Source organism: Pseudoalteromonas shioyasakiensis, assembly GCA_013391845.1.
GTDB lineage: Bacteria > Pseudomonadota > Gammaproteobacteria > Enterobacterales > Alteromonadaceae > Pseudoalteromonas > Pseudoalteromonas apostichopi.
Window position 1 is genome coordinate 184,652 of record CP058414.1, and the last position, 17,820, is coordinate 202,471.

Here is a 17,820-nt window from a genome sequence, read left to right on the forward strand (position 1 = left end):
CTTACGCGCTCTTAAGTTGCTGAACAATTGCCTGACCACGGTCGGTTAAGCTGTTAATTAAAATAGCACGCGCCTCGCCTTCATAGCGCAGGGTGATATCAAGATCCGGTGTTGGAATAAATTCGCCGCCTTTTTCGGGCCATTCCACAACACAAATAGCCTGTGGTGAAAAATAGTCACGAATACCCATATATTCAAGTTCTTCAGGATCACCTAAGCGATATAAATCAAAGTGATAGACATCAGCTTTAGTTAATTGGTAAGGCTCGACCAGTGTATAAGTTGGACTCTTAACCTTACCTTGATGACCGAAACCTTGCACGATACCACGGGTTAATGTCGTTTTACCGGCACCTAATTCACCATGTAAATAGATGACTGCTCCTTGCTCCATTAAGGCTGCAAGTTGCTTACCCATATTAACCGTTGCCGCTTCATCAGCGAGTGGAAAACCAACACTGTCGGTCATTATTACCTCATGAAAAACTAAAAACACATTACTTTATTAATCATACCAGAATATTTTTGTAAGGCGAGAGCCGCTCTTATGCCTAATTTGACAAAAAAAAGCCGGCAAAGTTGCCGGCTTTTTAGCTTAAACAGAATTTTGTTTACAGACCTAGCTTCTTCTCAAGGTAGTGGATGTTTGTACCACCGTTTTGGAAGTTCTCATCTGCCAAGATTTTCTTGTGTAGTGGTGTGTTGGTCTTGATACCGTCAATCACTAATTCGTTTAACGCATTGCGTGAACGAGCAATGGCTACATCACGGTTTTCACCGTAACAGATCAGCTTACCAATCATTGAATCGTAATGAGGTGGTACGGTGTAATCTGCATAGATATGACTGTCCCAACGAATACCTAAACCGCCAGCAGGGTGGAATCGCGTGATTTTACCTGGTGATGGAATAAAGGTTTCTGGGTCTTCAGCATTAATACGGCACTCAATTGCATGACCACGAATAACCACATCTTCTTGTGTGAATGATAATGGCTGGCCAGCTGCAATTTTTAGCTGTTCTTTGATTAAGTCAACGCCAGTTACCATTTCTGTTACTGGGTGCTCAACCTGAATACGAGTATTCATTTCGATGAAATAGAACTCGCCGTTTTCGTATAAGAACTCGAACGTACCTGCACCACGATAACCAATTTCGATACATGCACGAGTACAACGGTCACCGATGAACTTACGCATTTCAGCTGTGATACCTGGCGCTGGCGCTTCTTCAACAACTTTTTGGTGACGACGTTGCATTGAACAATCACGCTCACCTAAGTGAACTGCATTGCCTTGACCGTCAGCAAGTACTTGAACTTCGATATGACGTGGGTTTTCAAGGAATTTTTCCATGTAAACCATACCATTACCGAAGAACTGCTTTGCTTCTTGCTGAGTAAGAGCGATTGAATCGATTAGTTCTTTTTCGCTGCGAACAACACGCATACCACGACCGCCGCCGCCGCCTGCTGCTTTAATAATTACAGGGTAACCAATACGTTTTGCGATTTGAATGTTGCGTTCGCTGTCTGCCGTTAATGGACCATCTGAACCAGGTACACAAGGTACACCTGCTTTACGCATCGCTTCGATTGCAGAAACTTTATCACCCATTAAGCGAATCGTGTCGCCTTTAGGACCGATAAACACAAAGCCACTTTGCTCAACTTGATCTGCAAAGTCTGCATTTTCAGAAAGGAAACCATAACCTGGGTGGATAGCAACTGCGTCTGTTACTTCTGCCGCTGCAATAATGCGCGGAATATCTAAGTAACTTTCAGTCGCTGATGGTTTACCAATACAAATTGTTTCATCTGCCAGTAACACGTGCTTAAGATCACGGTCTGCCGTTGAATGCACAGCAACAGTTTTGATCCCAAGCTCTTTGCAGGCGCGCAGTACGCGAAGTGCAATTTCACCTCGGTTTGCAATGACTACTTTATCTAACATAGAGTTGGCCTTTTGTTGCGCTATTATTCAATGATGAATAAAGGTTGATCGAATTCTACTGGCTCGCCATTTTCAACTAAGATAGCTTTTACTGTGCCTGCTTTATCAGATTCGATTTGGTTCATCATTTTCATTGCTTCAACGATACATAACGTGTCGCCAACATTTACTTTAGAACCTACTTCTACATAAGGTGCTGCTTCTGGAGAAGCCGCTGAGTAGAATGAACCAACCATAGGTGATTTAACTTGGTGACCAGTCGGTGCAGCTGGAGCAGCCGCTTCTGCTGCAGGAGCATCTGCTACTGGAGCTGGCGCCGCTGCAGGCGCAGGTGCTGCAAACTGTTGTGGAGCATATTGCATTGCAGGTGCTGCAGCCATGTTGTTACGATTGATGCGTACTGACTCTTCACCTTCAGTGATTTCTAATTCAGCAATACCAGATTCTTCTACTAGTTCGATAAGTTTTTTGATCTTGCGAATATCCATTGAACGACCCGCCTGTTAGTTATTTAAAAATTAATGTGTGTTTTGCAATTGGTTAACTGCAGCTTCTAGTGCCACCTTATAACCCATTGCTCCTAATCCAATAATGACGCCTTGTGCCACATCCGAAAAATACGAATGATGACGGAATGCTTCGCGAGCATGCACATTAGTTAAATGCACCTCGTAAAAGGGAATGTTTACACTGAGTAATGCATCCCGTAAGGCTACGCTTGTATGCGTAAATGCAGCAGGGTTAATAATAATTGCATCAACCTCTTGCCATGCATCGTGAATGCGCTCTATTAATGCAGCTTCACTGTTACTTTGGAAATGCGTTAAATCAACATTGAGACCTGCAGCAACCTGACTAAGTTCAGCTATAATCTCATCAAGAGATTGAGTGCCGTACTTTTCTGGTTCACGCTTGCCAAGCATGTTTAAATTTGGCCCATTTAGAACTAAAAGTTTGAATTTTGCAGCCATAATACGCGATATATCCTATAAGTAAGCAGTTTAACCATATTCATCATAAACCCACGCTTAACCTAAGCGTGCTGATGTAAAATAGCAACTATTTCTCACGTTAACCACCTATTATAGATATTTCGACGTAAATAGCAGCAAAATACTGGTCTAATCACTACCTACTTACGGCAAATGCAGGCATGACAAGGCACTCAAGTAAGTTAATCACTGTCTTTACTTGTTGTGTAATTGAACATTTACAAGAAAAAGCGCTGATTTTTAGCTAATAAAAGCATTTTTCTTAGCTAGAAACAAAAACGCCACTCTAATGAGTGGCGTTTTGCTATTTTCCTGCACGTTTGCGTTTATTTGGCAGTATTTCTTACTTTTGCTAAATGTTCAGTAAAGTCTTTCGCGTTTAAAAACCCAGTTACACGTTGCTCTAAAAGCTCATTACCTTGGGTATCAAAGAACAAAATACTCGGTAAACCGAATACCGTGTACTCTTCCATTAATTCAATAGTTTTTGCATCACTTTCGGTTAAATCAATTTGGATTAACTCAAAGTGAGCAAACTGCTCTTGCACCTTAGCGTCAGGAAAGGTGTAGTGTTCAAACTCTTTACACGCAACACACCAATCAGCGTATAAATCGACCATCACTAAACGCCCTTCGCTACTTGCGGCAGCAATTTCTTCTTTCAATTCACTTAAATTAGCAACGTGTTTAAAACGATGTGTTTGTACGGCAGCTTCAGCAACCACCGCTTTACTAGGCCAGAAATAATTTTTCGTTAAACTAGCCCCTGTCACAACAAGTAATGTTGCAGCAAACCACAATGCTGTTTTTAGCTTGCCCTGCGATTGCGCACTTTGCCAGTGGTGTAAATACAGCGCTGTTGCAAGTGCTAATAAACCAGCCATCAACCAGATGAATTCGATATCAACAATACGTTCAAGCAGAATAAGTGGCACAACCAGCATGATAAAACCGAATAAGGTTTTTACTTGCTCCATCCAACCACCGGCTTTTGGCAGTAATTTACCACCAGAAGTACCCAATAATAACAGTGGTAAGCCCATGCCTAAACTTAGTACATAGAGTGTTAAACCACCCACTAGGTAGTCACCACTTTGCGCCACGTAGAGTAAAGCAGCAGACAACGGCGCGGTTGTACACGGTGAAGCTATCAAACCAGACAGTACACCCATCATAAATACGCCAACATAGTTGCCGCCTTTTTGCTGGTTACTAACCTGAGTGAGCTTATTCATCATGCCACTAGGTAATTTGATTTCGTACCAGCCAAACATCGACATTGCCAGCAATACAAACAAAATACTAAAGCTGATTAGCACCGTTGGATGCTGCAAATATCCTTGGACTTGACCACCTAATGATGCAACCACTAAGCCCAGTGCTGCATACGTAACGGCCATACCTTGTACGTAAACGAACGACAGCGAAAACGCTTTTTTGGTCGATAAATTCTGCTGTCCCGCGATAAGACTCGATAAAATTGGAAACATTGGAAATACACAAGGTGTAAAAGCAAGACCAACACCGACTAAAAAGAAAATAACAAGATTCGTCAATAAGCCTTGCGATGCCAGTTTATCGGTATATGACTGCTCACCAGCTGGTTTTGATGCTTCTTGAGAAGGCGCTGATGACGCTTCATTTGTATCAGCTGCTTGTGTTAATGCTGCTAATGCGTTCCCCGCATCTGCAGTCTCTGATACTCGCTCACCTGCAATCACAGATAACGGAATGGTCCTAACTTCTGGCGGATAACATAACCCCGCCTCGGCACAGCCTTGAAAACGAATTTTAACAACCGCCCCTTCAGTGACATTACTGACCTTAGTAACCACACTTAACGAGTCAAAGAAGACCTCTGTCTTACCAAAAAACTCATCTTCTATAATTTGCCCTTTACCAAGATCAGGTATTTCAATATCAGCGCCTTTAGCGATTATTTCGACTTTCTTTTTATAAAGGTAATAATCAGGCGCAATATCCCAGCCAATAAATAAGGTTTTGCCTTGCTGGTCAAAATCGAAAACAAAGGCCTGTTCAACCGGCAGAAATGTTTGCTCTGCGGGCTGCAGTAGATTTCCAAGTAAATTGTTATTACTTGCACTTGCCGGCACAAGCCACAGTGCACAAAGTAATAAAAGGAACGATCGCATTAATTAAGTACCTCATCCATCCAATTAAAATAGGCTAAATTGCCTGTAGCAACATCAACGACCTGAATTTCTGGTATCTCATAACTATGCAATTTCTTGATAGTTTGGATCACTTCATTCATTTTTTCTGACTTAGTTTTGATCAGTAACTTACTTTCTATAGCTTGAGTTATCTCGCCTTCCCACATGTAGATAGATTCAATTGTAGGCATAATGTTCACACAAGCCGCTAGCTTTTCTTTAACTAGATGTTGTGCCAACTGACGGGCTTCATCCTCATTTGCACAAGTAGTAAAAATAAGTCGAAAATGCGTAGTCATAAGGAACCTTTGTTTGATTACGTGAGTCGCACCATAGTAGCCGATAGTAACTATAATGTGTAGCGAGCAAGGCGATCCTAGGTTCCACCTTGAAAAATGACCTGCTCACCCCTATTTATATTTCACTGACTCGAAAGAGAATGACATTTTTTAGAGAGCCTTATGTTTAGATTTTTGTTTTTGTTATTTATTTTAGTGCCGATTGTGGAGATTGCATTACTCATTCAAGTGAGTGAAGTGATCGGTGGCTTTGCCACCATAGCGCTTGTGATTATAACCGCGATTGTCGGTGCAAAATTAGTTAAGCAACAAGGTATAGGTGCGATTCAAAACGTGCAGTTACAAATGGCACAAGGGCAAATGCCTGCCAAAGAATTGTTTACGGGTTTATGTGTGATTATCGCCGGTGTTTTATTGATGACTCCGGGGATTATGACTGACTTTTTTGGCTTTTTATTACTCACCCCAGCAATACGAAACAAGCTAGCTGCAGGCCTTGCCAGTCAAGCCACTGTGCGCATGAGTTCGCAGACAAATCAAGGCTCTGCACACTTCCAATATCACAGTAAAACAACAACTCACGAAGAGCCAAACCACCAACCGACAACTATTGATGGTGAATTTGAGCGAAAAGATTAAAATTTTTTAATTTTTGTACTTGGATTTTTTTAAGCCACCCCCATTAATGAATGCAATGAAACGCAGCGGGTGGCTAAGCACTCCCCTGCAATAACACAAGATTTTTTCTGTACTGTTCAGAAACTGTTAGGAGAACTAAATAAATGAACATTCGTCCTTTACATGATCGCGTCATCGTTAAGCGTCTAGAAGAAGAAACTAAGTCTGCTGGCGGTATTGTATTAACTGGCTCTGCAGCTGAAAAATCAACTCGCGGAGAAGTTATCGCTGTTGGTAATGGCCGTGTTTTAGACAACGGTGAAGTAAGAGCGTTAGAAGTTAAAGCCGGTGACACAGTGCTGTTCGGCTCTTATGTTGAAAAAGTTGAAAAGATCGAAGGTCAAGAGTACCTGATCATGCGTGAAGATAACATTCTAGGCATTGTAGGCTAATCCTACTTTTCGTTTAGCAACCCGTTTACAGAATTTAAGAGGAATTAAATCATGGCAGCAAAAGAAGTACTTTTTGCAGGTGACGCACGTGGCAAAATGCTAACTGGCGTAAACATTTTAGCAAACGCAGTAAAAGTAACTTTAGGTCCTAAAGGCCGTAACGTTGTATTAGACAAATCATTCGGTGCTCCAGTGATCACTAAAGACGGTGTATCTGTTGCTAAAGAGATCGAGCTTGAAGACAAGTTCGAAAACATGGGCGCACAAATGGTTAAAGAAGTAGCGTCAAAAGCGAATGACGCTGCAGGTGACGGTACAACAACTGCAACAGTATTAGCGCAATCTATCGTAAACGAAGGCTTAAAAGCAGTTGCAGCGGGTATGAACCCAATGGACCTTAAGCGCGGTATCGACAAAGCAGTTACTGCAGCAGTTGAAGAGCTTAAAGCACTTTCTGTTCCATGTGCAGACACTAAAGCAATTGCACAAGTAGGTACTATTTCTGCTAACTCTGATAAAGAAATCGGTGACATCATTGCACAAGCAATGGAAAAAGTAGGCCGTGACTCAGGCGTTATCACTGTTGAAGAAGGTCAGTCATTAGAAAACGAACTAGACGTAGTTGAAGGTATGCAGTTTGACCGCGGTTACCTTTCTCCATACTTCATCAACAACGCTGAAAAAGGCGCTGTAGAGCTAGACAACCCATTCATTCTACTTGTAGACAAAAAAGTATCTAACATCCGTGAGCTACTACCTACACTAGAAGCAGTTGCTAAAGCAAGCAAGCCACTACTTATCATTGCTGAAGACCTTGAAGGTGAAGCACTTGCAACACTAGTAGTGAACAACATGCGCGGCATCGTTAAAGTGTCTGCAGTTAAAGCCCCTGGTTTTGGCGACCGTCGTAAAGCAATGCTTCAAGACATCGCTGTATTAACAGGTGGTACTGTAATTTCTGAAGAAATCGGTTTAGAGCTAGAAAAAGCAACTATCGAAGACCTGGGTACAGCGAAGCGCGTTGTAATCACTAAAGATGATACAACAATCATCGACGGTGCAGGCGAAGAAGACGGCATCAATGGTCGTGTTGCACAAATCAAAGCACAAATCGAAGAAGCGACGTCTGACTACGATAAAGAGAAACTACAAGAGCGTATGGCTAAACTAGCTGGCGGTGTTGCAGTAATCAAAGTTGGCGCAGCAACTGAAATCGAAATGAAAGAGAAAAAAGACCGCGTTGAAGATGCACTACACGCAACTCGCGCAGCGGTTGAAGAAGGTGTTGTACCAGGTGGTGGTGTTGCACTAGTTCGCGTAGCAAGCAAACTTGTTGATCTTGCTGGCGACAACGAAGACCAAAGCCACGGTATTAAAGTTGCACTACGTGCAATGGAAGCACCACTTCGTCAAATCGTAACGAACGCTGGTGACGAAGCATCAGTTGTTGTTAACTCAGTAAAAGGCGGTGAAGGTAACTACGGTTACAACGCAGCATCAGGCGAGTACAACGACATGATCGAAATGGGTATCTTAGACCCAACAAAAGTAACGCGTTCTGCACTTCAGTACGCAGCTTCAATCGCAGGTCTAATGATCACAACTGAAGCAATGGTTGCTGAAATCCCGAAAGATGAGCCAGCTGCTCCAGATATGGGCGGCATGGGCGGCATGGGTGGTATGGGCGGAATGATGTAATCATCCCTCCCAAGCACTTTGCTTAAAAAACCCAGCTCCGGCTGGGTTTTTTGCATTCATTTACTTGCTCTGTAAATAAACAAAGACCTTCTAACTTTACAAGTCATTTGAACCCGCAATAAATAGTTGCCTTTTCCTAATCACCCTTAATTTTGTATTTTACATACTTGTACCTAAGTATATACTGGTGCGAATACTACTAGAATGCTCCAAATACGTTCAGGATAACAATGGGTTCAGCTTTATCAAACGCCACTGTAATAACTTGCAATAGCGATCAAAATAATATTCATACTTTTATAAAAAATAGTACCGACTTCCTTCACTCTCGTGTGGAAAAACAACTAGGTGCAGTATTATTCGATAAAAATATGACCCAACAATCGTATTTAGAAATTTTAATCGCAATGCATAGTAGCTATTCTATTATGGAGGATGCTATATCAACCTATGGTGCCACAAAACATCTACTTGTTGGCCGCAGCAAGCTAAGCTGGTTAAATCAAGATATTGCTTATTTGCAAACATCTCAACACGCTCCATCTGTTAAATTATATAAACACGATGATTTAAAAAATATCTGCAACGTATCACATGCATTTGGAATGATGTATGTAATGGAGGGAGCCACCATGGGTGGAGGTCACATATTTAAAGCGCTTAAAAAGCATAATTGGATAAATGAGCTTGAAGGGATCCGTTTTTTTTATAGTTATGGTGAACTTAGGAATCAAAAGTGGGCTCAATTTATCCACGCACTAAAGCAGTATCATAACGACAACCCAAACTCAGCAGATGACATTTTATTGGGAGCAAATAAGGCATTTAGCTTAATCTCTCAAGCGCTTGGAGATATAAATTGAGCAATACATTTAAAGTCTCATTAGACAATTGCCATAAAGAACCTATTCATATTCCAGGCTCTATACAACCGCATGGGTACTTACTAGTTGTTGACCCTGAAACACTCAAAATATGCTATTTCAGCGAAAATATTTTATTGCTTTTAAATACACAAAAGGATCGCTTAGTCGGCTCACATATAACTAATTTCTTTGAAGCGAATACATCTAATATCATAGAGGAAAATAAAGCCCAAAAGGACTTTCATGCCATTAACCCACTCAAGATTGAGTTAAAAGGTAAATCGCCTGAGACCTCTATTAAAGGTGTTATTTCTCGTAACGATGAATACTTACTCATTGAACTTGAGTTTGATATAAAGAAAGAGCACTCAAGTATTGACCCCATGAATTACTTGATGAAGCAATCTCTTCACCTAATAGCTGACAAAAAAGAGCTAAACTCATCATTCGACACAGCAGTAGAAGAAGTTCGGAACTTAACAGGTTTTGATCGCGTTATGCTCTATCAGTTTGACCATGAATATAATGGTCAAGTCGTAGCAGAAGCCAAAAAAGATGAGTTAAACTCATTTCTACACCAGCATTTTCCTGAGTCAGATATTCCAAAGCAAGCACGCGCTTTATATTTGCGTAATCCTATAAGGTTACTTGCAGATGTGGATGCTGAAGTATCACCTATCTACCCACAAGACAAGCCTGTAGATTTAAGCACGTGTATAACCAGAAGTGTCTCCCCCATTCATTGCCAATATTTACGCAATATGGGTGTTAAAGCATCAATGTCTATCAGTATTATTATTGCTGGTAAATTATGGGGGTTAATTGCTTGTCACCACTATTCAAGCCATGTCGTCCCTTTTGAGGCACGACAAGTTGCACAGTATATGGGGTTGATGCTCTCATATATAATTTCCCTCAAAACACAATCAATCGAAGCGATTCAAGAAGCTAAAGCCACCGCCATCAGTGCAGAGATAGCAGAGCATATGTCTGAAGAAGTCTTTTTCATTGATGGCTTACGCAAACAAGTTCCTGCTTTACTTAGCATGCTAAGTGCTGATGGTGTTGCATGGCGGCTAGAAAAAGATATTGAAAGTTTCGGGGATGTACCCGCAAATGATGATATTTATCATTTATTTGAGTGGTTAAAAAGCAACCACTTAGAAGATGAACTGCTGTATCATAACCATCACTTGTCTAATGAAAATGCTGAATTTAATAAGTTTGCTAATATTGCAAGCGGCGTACTTGCTATGCCTGTTTCTACTAATGAAAACTTATTTATTATGTGGTTTCGTAAAGAGGTGATTGAAACAAAAAATTGGGGGGGGAAACCTGAAAAGATAATCGAATTTCTTGACGACGGTAGTCACCGCCTTATGCCTCGTAGCTCATTTCGTTTATGGCAAGAGAATGTACGTAATAAATGCTCACCTTGGAAGGCAAACGAAATATCTTGCGCTATAAAGTTTCGCAATCATTTGGTTAATCATGTTATTGAAAAATCTGAGCGCCTTAAAAAGTTAAACAACTTATTAGAAACTAAAGTTAATGAGCGAACTGTCGCTTTAAAAGCGGAAATACTCACTCGACAACAAGCCGAGCTTGACCTTGAAATCGCACTTAGAAAATCTGAAGAGTCTAACCAAGAGTTAGAACGGTTTGCTTTTGTTGCGTCTCATGATTTACAAGAACCCTTACGAAAAATACAAATGTTCGGCGATCGCCTGCAAAACTCTAAAGAACAGATTGGAGAAAGAAACGCTTCTTATATCTCTCGTATGATGGATTCTGCCGAAAGAATGCAAAAACTTATCAAAGGAGTATTGAGTTTTTCTAGAATCAATCGAAAAGGCGAAGAGTTTCGTCACTTTTCAGCATCAGATGTTTTTCATGATATTCTTGATGATCTTGAGTTAATTATCGCTGACAAGGACGCGGTGTTTCACATAGAAGACATTGGTGAAATCTATGGCGACAAACGACAAATCCAGCGTTTGTTTCAAAACTTAATTCTCAATGCGCTTAAATTTAGTCACCCACATCAAGCACCCATTATAGGGATTAAGTCAGTTGAGCGAACAGACGAGCATCTTGTTATCGCTGTCATTGATAACGGAATAGGTTTTAATAGCGAGTTTAAAGACAGAATATTTAACCTTTTTGAACGGGTTCACTCTAAACAAGCATACGAAGGAACAGGGTTAGGCTTAGCTATTTGTAAGAAAATAGTCGAACGACACCATGGGACAATTACAGCAGAAGCAAATATCAATGAAGGCTCTCAGTTTTACGTCACCTTACCACTAAGAGAAATAAAACTAAGTCAGTTTTAGTAATTTACCGCTACGATTGTGGCGGTAAAACTCTATTAATATGCTCTTTAAGTTGTCTAATTTCATTTTCAATAGACTCAAAACGCTGACTTTGCATATGTGAGTCTTGATCGGTTATAGAACTTATTTTTGCTTTTACATGCCAGATTTCTAAGATATCACTTCCCTGAATTGAATATGTTTTGTACTCAGGGTTATCACTCTTAAATAAGTAACTGACGGGGTCTGTCTTGTGGCTAAAGAGGCGTTTTGCGACAATGCCATCTTTAGTGACAGCAACACAAACTGAACCATTCTCTAACTGATTAATATCCTTGACTTGCTCAGTGATCAGCGTTTCTCTGGGGCGGATAGTTGGCATCATGCTATCGCCTTCAACTTCGAATAGTCGATAATTGCCATTTTCAAACCCCGGAATTTTATAAACATCCAGAGTTTTAATATAGTCTTCATCACTACACTGTTCTATATAACCAGCTTGAGCTTCTTCATTGACAAGTGGAATAAATGAAGTCTCTAAGGCTTTTTGATAACTCTGGAAACTCGAGTCATCAAATCCTTCTATACCAAAAATAAGCCAGTTACAATCTACATTAAACACTTTGCTGATTTTAATAATAGTACTGAGAGATAGGGTCGACTTGCCAGCCTCCAGTTGTGATAGAGCCCCCTGAGTTATACCTATTTTATCGGCAAACTCTTGTTGAGAAAGGTTCAAACTTTCGCGAAGAGCTACCACTCTATTAGTACTAGTAAGATTTACTGTCATTGGGTTATTAATAAACTTATGTTTGTATTATGGGTATAAGCAAGTTAATATAACACCTACTTAACTAAAGTATATACTATTCGATTAACTAATTATTTAATTTGTTGTTTTATTTATAAGTATCTACGTGAAAAAGATAAGCTAATCAGGAGTTGCTAATGTTTAACGACAAATTATTTATCAAAAAGTTACGCTCTGTGAGCTATATTTTAGTTGCGGATGATGACCTCGATGATCAAGAACTCATCCGTGATGCCCTGGTTGAAAATAATGTCGATGAAAATAAAATTCAATTTGTTGATGACGGCATGCAATTACTTGAGTCACTCGATAAAAATAAAATTCTACCAAGCCTTATTTTATTAGACCTAAACATGCCAAGAAAGGGTGGAAAAGAAGCGTTAGTCGAACTAAAAAAATCGGAGCGTTACCGCCATATTCCCATCATAATTTTTACGACTTCTGATTCAGAAGTTGATATTAAGCAATGTTATAGCTTAGGTACTAACGCCTTTATGACCAAGCCTTCTAGCTATTATGATTTAGTTGATTCAATGAAAATGCTAACTCAATATTGGCTTGTTCAAGCTAGGATAGTCTTAGACTAAGGCGAAATATTTAGCCTTACCTGCTCAAGTCAGCACTGCTTGCCAACTCTTTTATCAGCTCCCTTACAACGACAAACAAATCACTCGGTAACATGCCTCTTTCGCCTTCACGCTCTGCGGCAATATCACCAGCTTTTGCATGTAAGGTTACGCCTAAGCAAGCTGCTTGCTGAGGAGTAAGCCCCTGTGCGATCAGGGCCGCTATGATGCCTGTTAAAACATCGCCACTGCCGCCAACCGCAAGTGCAGGATTTCCATCTGTACACACCCATGTTTGGTTAGTGTCAGCAATTAAACTACCAGCACCTTTTAGTACACAAGTAGTGGTATAGCTATGTGCGAGCTGCTTTACCGCATGAAAGCGATTTTCTTCAATATCGCTTGCGCGACAATTGAGTAACCTTGCAGCCTCACCGGGGTGTGGTGTTATAACTGTATTAACTAATGGGAATGACGAAGCATGCTGAGCCATTAAGTTAAGTGCATCAGCATCAATCACCAGAGGTTTATTATTAGTGAAACAATACTGCATGACAGTTTCAAATGTTGTTTCTGACCAAGTGTCTTGTCCAAGCCCAGGGCCGATGGTGATACAACTTGCCCATTCTAATGCACTAATTAAGTTTGTATCAGTCACCATTAATTCTGGTCGGCCAATACTGACTGGCAAAATAGAACTGCTGTGAGTATAAACCTTCACCATACCTGCGCCAGTCCGAAGAGCGGCTTCTGCGGTCAAACGAATTGCACCCGCTGTCCCTGCGTTACCACCAATACATAGCAACTTACCATGGTTAGTTTTGTGACTGTTATTATCACGTCGAGAGAGCGGTGATTGACTTTGATAATTGATAAGCTCAGCAGTGGGTGCTGTCAGTTTTAAAAAGGTATCTCCAATACCCAAGTCAGCAAACTCAAGATTACCTGCATGTGCTCGTCCTTGCCCTGTCACTAAACCTTGTTTAATACCCACAAAGGTAACAGTGATTGCCGCTTTTATTGCGATCCCCTGTATTACACCTGTGTCTGCATGAATGCCTGATGGTAAATCAATGGCAACAATCGGCTTTTGACTTTCATTAGCGGCTTTAATCAACTCTGAGAAAGGTTCGCGCACCTCGCTTTGAATACCTAAACCGTCAATGATGATATCTGCTTGTTCAATAGCGCTAACATCCGTTGTTATTACTCCCCCAGCATTGAGCCAAGCTTGCTGAGCACTCAGCGCATCACCTTTGAGAGGTTTATCTTGTAAGCCAGCAATAACTGTAACCTGCTTACCCGCTTGTTTAGCTAAGCGGGCAACAACATAGCCATCACCCGCATTGTTACCAACGCCAGCTAATACAACGAATGTACTTGCTTTAGGAAAATAGCTGATAGCTTGCTTATAAGTAGCCAGCCCTGCTCGCTCCATAAGCTCATATAAAGTTACACCAGAGCGCTTAGCTGCTGGGCCTTCATTTTCACGAACTTGTTCTGCTAAAAATACCGACTGCGAGAGCACAACTGACATCTCTATCCTTAAATTGGCCTTTTAACCAGCATATAAGTACAGGCTAATGTAGTCAATGAGCAACTCTAAGGAATAAAAAACGGCGCGTAACTTACATTACGCGCCGTTTCTTTAAAGCTTGTGGTTACTTACTCTGTATCTGGCAAGTTACGACCGTAGAAGATTTCTTGCATCTCGCGAGTCAGCTTTGAGTAGATAACTTCTTCTTCTTCTTCAGATAAATCCGCTGTAGAAACACCGAATAAATAAGTATTCAGGTCAGTTTCTTTTAACATCATCTTAGTATGGAACAAGTTCTCTTGATACACATTCACGTCCATCATTTGGTACGCTTCTTTAGTATCTTCAGTCATGTAGTTCTGAATTGAGTTAATCGCGTGATCGATATAGTGTTTAACACCATCTACGTCACGCGTAAAACCACGTACACGGTAGTCAATGGTTACAACATCAGACTCAAGGCTGTGAATTAAGAAGTTTAACGCTTTTAATGGCGAAATTATGCCACATGTTGATACTTCGATATCAGCACGGAACGTACAAATACCATCATCAGGGTGTGCTTCTGGATATGTATGAACACAGATGTGGCTCTTATCTAAGTGCGCTACAACTGTTTCAGGAAGAGGGCCCGGCGCTTCATCAACTTCATACGTCGTTTGCTGTTCAATTGGCTCTTCTGAGATCAAGATTGTCACGCTAGCGCCTTGCGGATCATAATCTTGGCGAGAAACATTTAGAATGTTTGCGCCAATAATATCCACAACTTCACCTAAAATATCGGTCAGGCGATCAGCACTGTACTGTTCGTCGATATATTCGATATATTCCTTACGCTGTTGTTCAGTCTTTGCGTAACAAATATCGTAAATACTAAAGCTTAAGCTCTTAGTTAAGTTATTAAAGCCATGAAGCTTAATTTTATCGAAGGGTTTATTCATGCTAAACCAACCTTAAAACGAGTGAACCTGCACCAGCAGAAATAAAAGTTCGCGGATTTTATACGAATTTTCTGCTCGGAAAAAGCGTTATTTTACCTGTTCTTGCACAACTTCATGACTATGCGTAATTTCTACTGTCTTATCAAGCATTAAGGCTACAGAGCAATACTTTTCAGCAGATAATTGAACGGCACGAGCAAGGTGCTTTTCTGAAACATTATCACCAGTGACCACAAAGTGTAGATTAATCTTGGTAAACACGCGAGGAGCTGACTCAGCACGCTCTGCTGTTAGCTTAACTTGCACATCAGAAAATGATTGTTTTGCTTTTTTTAAAATACTAACAACATCAACAGATGAGCAGCACCCAGCTGACATTAAGACCATTTCCATTGGGCTTGGCGCTGCGCTATCACTACCTGCATCAAAAACTACATTATGACCTGAATTTGAAAGGCCAATAAACGTATCGCCATCTACCCATTTTACATTCGCTTGCATGTGTTTTATCTCTTAAAGTTATTTTGTTTGATTGTAAGCAAGTCACTCACAGATGCAAGGGATAAAAGGTAAGCTATATGAAAGCGAGTAGCTTATTTCAAGCTACTCGCTGAAAGACTAGAATTTTGTAGTTATTTATAAATTAGGCGCTTTCTACAACAGCGCTATCGAATAAGTTTTTCACTAATCCGGCAAATTCGTCAATAAAGGCATGTTGTTCAACGGTTACTGTGTGATTTGTAACGCTACTTAGCACTTCTTGTAAGTCGTATACGATACCGTCGACTTCACGGACAATTTGGCTGCGTTGTTCGGTATTAAGCTCTGTGTGTTGTTCGCAAAGTAACATGACGTTTTCTGCTATCACGTCTTCAATCAGCTCTAACACTGTTGGAGCTCCTGGTTTAATTTGACCCGGCTTCTCAAAAAGCGCTAAATTTTGAGTGAGATACATGACAAGATCATCATACCCTTGCCTATCTAAAACCATACGACTTCACACCTAATAAAAAACTACCTCTTTAGATTTAAGCAGAAAGCGCTTTTAATTGCTACCTTTGCCACGCATCTCATACAAAAAAAGCAGCCAAAGCTGCTTTTTATAGTTATTTACGATTACTAATCGATTTTTAAGCCTGGACTTAATGTCGCTGGCATCGCTACTTTTTCAAGCTCAACCGAAGCTACGGGGTATGCACAATAGTCAGCGGCATAATATGCGCTTGCTCTGTGGTTACCCGATGCTCCAATACCACCAAATGGAGCTGCACTTGATGCACCTGTGATAGGCCTGTTCCAGTTTACGATACCCGCACGAATACGACGTAAGAAATGGTCGTAATCTGCTGCGCTGTCACTTAACAAACCAGCTGATAAGCCAAAGCTAGTATCATTAGCTTTATCAATAGCGGCATCAAAATCGGTAAAACGGAATACTTTAAGGAGGGGTCCAAAGTGCTCTTCGTCTGGGAAGTTAGCTACATTTGTACACTCTAAAATACCTGGTGTTACAAAACCGGTATTTTCTTTGTGCGTAAGCTCAACAAGCACTTCTGCGCCAAGCTCAACAAGCTGCTGTTGCGCTTTAACCATACCAGATGCTGCCGCAGCAGAAATCATTGAGCCCATGAAAGGCTGCTCTTCAGCGTCGTAGTCACCTACTTTGATTGCTTTAGTTGCTTTAATAAGACCCGCTAAGATTGCATCACCTTGCTCGCCTGCAGGTAAGAATAACTTACGCGCACAGGTACAACGTTGACCTGTAGAGATAAACGCTGATTGAATAATATCGTGGATAGCCGCTTTAGTGTCAGCAACATCAGTAACGATAAGCGGGTTATTACCACCCATTTCTAGCGCTAAGATTTTACCCGGCTGACCAGCAAACTGTTCATGTAAAATATGGCCAGTACGCGAAGAGCCAGTAAAGAATAACCCGTCGATACCTTTATGCGCAGCAAGCGCTTTACCGGTTTCAACTTCACCTTGCACAAGGTTAATTACACCCGCAGGAAGACCCGCTTTTTCCCATAACTTTAAAGTTAATTCAGCAACCGCTGGCGTTAACTCTGATGGTTTAAATACCACAGTGTTGCCTGCTAATAATGCTGGCACAATGTGACCATTTGGTAAGTGACCAGGGAAGTTGTAAGGGCCAAACACAGCTACAACACCATGAGGCTTATGGCGGATCATCGCACGACCTTGTGGCATTGGGTTTTCAACATCACCTGTACGCTCTAAAAATGCTTTTTCAGAGATAGCAATTTTACCCACCATAGCACCTGCCTCAGTGCGTGTTTCCCAAAGTGGTTTACCCGTTTCTTGTGCGATAGCAATCGCTAATTCTTCACTGTGCTCTTTAAGTGTTTCTGCGAATGTTTTTACAATCGCTAAGCGCTCTGCAAATGTTTTATCAGCCCAGCTGTAAAACGCTTCGCGTGCAGCAGCGATTGCGCCGTCTACTTGTTCAGCTGTGGCAGTATTTGCTTGCCAGATAACATCATTATTTGCTGGGTTTACAGATTGAAAAGTATGACCAAGGCCTGCTTGCCATTGACCATTAATAAATTGCGCTGCATGAGTCATTAATATGTCT

General features: G+C 41.0%; 18 protein-coding genes. 6 read left to right on the plus strand and 12 right to left on the minus strand.

What is annotated here, in order from left to right:
• Window position 1: 1 nt before the first annotated feature.
• The 6 genes from tsaE to HYD28_00835 all read right to left on the minus strand — a co-directional run bounded on the left by tsaE (window position 2) and on the right by HYD28_00835 (window position 5,417).
• Window positions 2-469, minus strand: a complete 468-nt coding sequence (tsaE, locus tag HYD28_00810; GenBank protein QLE07629.1) for a tRNA (adenosine(37)-N6)-threonylcarbamoyltransferase complex ATPase subunit type 1 TsaE — start codon at window positions 467-469, stop codon at window positions 2-4.
• A gap of 142 nt (window positions 470-611) precedes the next feature.
• Complete coding sequence (gene accC, locus HYD28_00815; GenBank protein ID QLE07630.1) at window positions 612-1,952, minus strand: acetyl-CoA carboxylase biotin carboxylase subunit; 1,341 nt, start codon at window positions 1,950-1,952, stop codon at window positions 612-614.
• 23 nt (window positions 1,953-1,975) lie between these two features.
• Entirely contained in the window at window positions 1,976-2,440 is a 465-nt protein-coding gene (locus HYD28_00820) for an acetyl-CoA carboxylase biotin carboxyl carrier protein (GenBank protein ID QLE07631.1), read from the minus strand.
• A 30-nt stretch (window positions 2,441-2,470) separates the two neighbouring features.
• Window positions 2,471-2,923 carry a type II 3-dehydroquinate dehydratase gene (aroQ, locus tag HYD28_00825; protein ID QLE07632.1) on the minus strand — a complete coding sequence of 151 codons (453 nt, stop codon included), beginning with the start codon at window positions 2,921-2,923 and terminating at the stop codon, window positions 2,471-2,473.
• A gap of 347 nt (window positions 2,924-3,270) precedes the next feature.
• Entirely contained in the window at window positions 3,271-5,097 is a 1,827-nt protein-coding gene (locus HYD28_00830) for a protein-disulfide reductase DsbD (GenBank protein QLE07633.1), read from the minus strand.
• The gene (locus tag HYD28_00835; GenBank protein ID QLE07634.1) at window positions 5,097-5,417 is read right to left on the minus strand and encodes a divalent-cation tolerance protein CutA; all 321 of its coding nucleotides are present in this window, start codon (window positions 5,415-5,417) and stop codon (window positions 5,097-5,099) included. Before HYD28_00835 ends, HYD28_00830 begins: the two co-directional genes overlap by 1 nt.
• A gap of 162 nt (window positions 5,418-5,579) precedes the next feature.
• On the opposite strand from HYD28_00835, the gene HYD28_00840 reads away from it, so the two are divergent.
• The 5 genes from HYD28_00840 (at window position 5,580) to HYD28_00860 (ending at window position 11,387) form a co-directional block, all read left to right on the plus strand.
• On the plus strand, window positions 5,580-6,056 hold the full coding sequence (locus tag HYD28_00840) for an FxsA family protein (GenBank protein QLE07635.1): 477 nt from the start codon (window positions 5,580-5,582) through the stop codon (window positions 6,054-6,056).
• Between the two features lie 143 nt (window positions 6,057-6,199).
• Window positions 6,200-6,487: a co-chaperone GroES gene (locus tag HYD28_00845; GenBank protein QLE07636.1), complete on the plus strand. Its 288-nt coding sequence runs from the start codon at window positions 6,200-6,202 to the stop codon at window positions 6,485-6,487.
• A 51-nt stretch (window positions 6,488-6,538) separates the two neighbouring features.
• Window positions 6,539-8,185, plus strand: a complete 1,647-nt coding sequence (gene groL, locus HYD28_00850; protein ID QLE07637.1) for a chaperonin GroEL — start codon at window positions 6,539-6,541, stop codon at window positions 8,183-8,185.
• Window positions 8,186-8,415: 230 nt separating this feature from the next.
• Window positions 8,416-9,048 (plus strand): biliverdin-producing heme oxygenase, encoded by a 633-nt coding sequence (locus HYD28_00855; protein QLE07638.1) that lies wholly within the window; start codon window positions 8,416-8,418, stop codon window positions 9,046-9,048.
• Window positions 9,045-11,387: a GAF domain-containing protein gene (locus HYD28_00860; protein ID QLE07639.1), complete on the plus strand. Its 2,343-nt coding sequence runs from the start codon at window positions 9,045-9,047 to the stop codon at window positions 11,385-11,387. Before HYD28_00855 ends, HYD28_00860 begins: the two co-directional genes overlap by 4 nt.
• A gap of 10 nt (window positions 11,388-11,397) precedes the next feature.
• Here HYD28_00860 and HYD28_00865 read toward each other — a convergent pair whose 3' ends face one another.
• Window positions 11,398-12,156, minus strand: a complete 759-nt coding sequence (locus HYD28_00865) for a helix-turn-helix domain-containing protein (GenBank protein QLE07640.1) — start codon at window positions 12,154-12,156, stop codon at window positions 11,398-11,400.
• A 158-nt stretch (window positions 12,157-12,314) separates the two neighbouring features.
• On the opposite strand from HYD28_00865, the gene HYD28_00870 reads away from it, so the two are divergent.
• Entirely contained in the window at window positions 12,315-12,764 is a 450-nt protein-coding gene (locus HYD28_00870; GenBank protein ID QLE07641.1) for a response regulator, read from the plus strand.
• Window positions 12,765-12,780: 16 nt separating this feature from the next.
• Here the strand turns inward: HYD28_00870 and HYD28_00875 are convergent, their stop codons facing one another.
• The 5 genes from HYD28_00875 to astD form a co-directional block, all read right to left on the minus strand.
• Window positions 12,781-14,280 (minus strand): NAD(P)H-hydrate dehydratase, encoded by a 1,500-nt coding sequence (locus HYD28_00875; protein ID QLE07642.1) that lies wholly within the window; start codon window positions 14,278-14,280, stop codon window positions 12,781-12,783.
• 128 nt (window positions 14,281-14,408) lie between these two features.
• Window positions 14,409-15,221: an adenosylmethionine decarboxylase gene (gene speD, locus HYD28_00880; GenBank protein QLE07643.1), complete on the minus strand. Its 813-nt coding sequence runs from the start codon at window positions 15,219-15,221 to the stop codon at window positions 14,409-14,411.
• A gap of 87 nt (window positions 15,222-15,308) precedes the next feature.
• Window positions 15,309-15,722 carry an OsmC family protein gene (locus HYD28_00885; GenBank protein QLE07644.1) on the minus strand — a complete coding sequence of 138 codons (414 nt, stop codon included), beginning with the start codon at window positions 15,720-15,722 and terminating at the stop codon, window positions 15,309-15,311.
• 142 nt (window positions 15,723-15,864) lie between these two features.
• Entirely contained in the window at window positions 15,865-16,212 is a 348-nt protein-coding gene (locus HYD28_00890) for a DUF3802 family protein (protein QLE07645.1), read from the minus strand.
• 128 nt (window positions 16,213-16,340) lie between these two features.
• On the minus strand, window positions 16,341-17,810 hold the full coding sequence (gene astD, locus HYD28_00895; protein QLE07646.1) for a succinylglutamate-semialdehyde dehydrogenase: 1,470 nt from the start codon (window positions 17,808-17,810) through the stop codon (window positions 16,341-16,343).
• Window positions 17,811-17,820: the final 10 nt, after the last annotated feature.

What these genes read in the sequence shown, in the direction of transcription:
- speD (QLE07643.1), bottom strand. Translation starts at nt 15,221, where the DNA reads ATGAATAAACCCTTCGATAAAATTAAGCTTCATGGCTTTAATAACTTA.
- aroQ (QLE07632.1), bottom strand. Translation starts at nt 2,923, where the DNA reads ATGGCTGCAAAATTCAAACTTTTAGTTCTAAATGGGCCAAATTTAAAC.
- HYD28_00865 (QLE07640.1), bottom strand. Translation starts at nt 12,156, where the DNA reads ATGACAGTAAATCTTACTAGTACTAATAGAGTGGTAGCTCTTCGCGAA.
- accC (QLE07630.1), bottom strand. Translation starts at nt 1,952, where the DNA reads ATGTTAGATAAAGTAGTCATTGCAAACCGAGGTGAAATTGCACTTCGC.
- HYD28_00875 (QLE07642.1), bottom strand. Translation starts at nt 14,280, where the DNA reads ATGTCAGTTGTGCTCTCGCAGTCGGTATTTTTAGCAGAACAAGTTCGT.
- HYD28_00845 (QLE07636.1), top strand. Translation starts at nt 6,200, where the DNA reads ATGAACATTCGTCCTTTACATGATCGCGTCATCGTTAAGCGTCTAGAA.
- tsaE (QLE07629.1), bottom strand. Translation starts at nt 469, where the DNA reads ATGACCGACAGTGTTGGTTTTCCACTCGCTGATGAAGCGGCAACGGTT.
- HYD28_00885 (QLE07644.1), bottom strand. Translation starts at nt 15,722, where the DNA reads ATGCAAGCGAATGTAAAATGGGTAGATGGCGATACGTTTATTGGCCTT.
- groL (QLE07637.1), top strand. Translation starts at nt 6,539, where the DNA reads ATGGCAGCAAAAGAAGTACTTTTTGCAGGTGACGCACGTGGCAAAATG.
- HYD28_00820 (QLE07631.1), bottom strand. Translation starts at nt 2,440, where the DNA reads ATGGATATTCGCAAGATCAAAAAACTTATCGAACTAGTAGAAGAATCT.
- HYD28_00870 (QLE07641.1), top strand. Translation starts at nt 12,315, where the DNA reads ATGTTTAACGACAAATTATTTATCAAAAAGTTACGCTCTGTGAGCTAT.
- astD (QLE07646.1), bottom strand. Translation starts at nt 17,810, where the DNA reads ATGACTCATGCAGCGCAATTTATTAATGGTCAATGGCAAGCAGGCCTT.
- HYD28_00835 (QLE07634.1), bottom strand. Translation starts at nt 5,417, where the DNA reads ATGACTACGCATTTTCGACTTATTTTTACTACTTGTGCAAATGAGGAT.
- HYD28_00855 (QLE07638.1), top strand. Translation starts at nt 8,416, where the DNA reads ATGGGTTCAGCTTTATCAAACGCCACTGTAATAACTTGCAATAGCGAT.
- HYD28_00890 (QLE07645.1), bottom strand. Translation starts at nt 16,212, where the DNA reads ATGGTTTTAGATAGGCAAGGGTATGATGATCTTGTCATGTATCTCACT.
- HYD28_00830 (QLE07633.1), bottom strand. Translation starts at nt 5,097, where the DNA reads ATGCGATCGTTCCTTTTATTACTTTGTGCACTGTGGCTTGTGCCGGCA.
- HYD28_00840 (QLE07635.1), top strand. Translation starts at nt 5,580, where the DNA reads ATGTTTAGATTTTTGTTTTTGTTATTTATTTTAGTGCCGATTGTGGAG.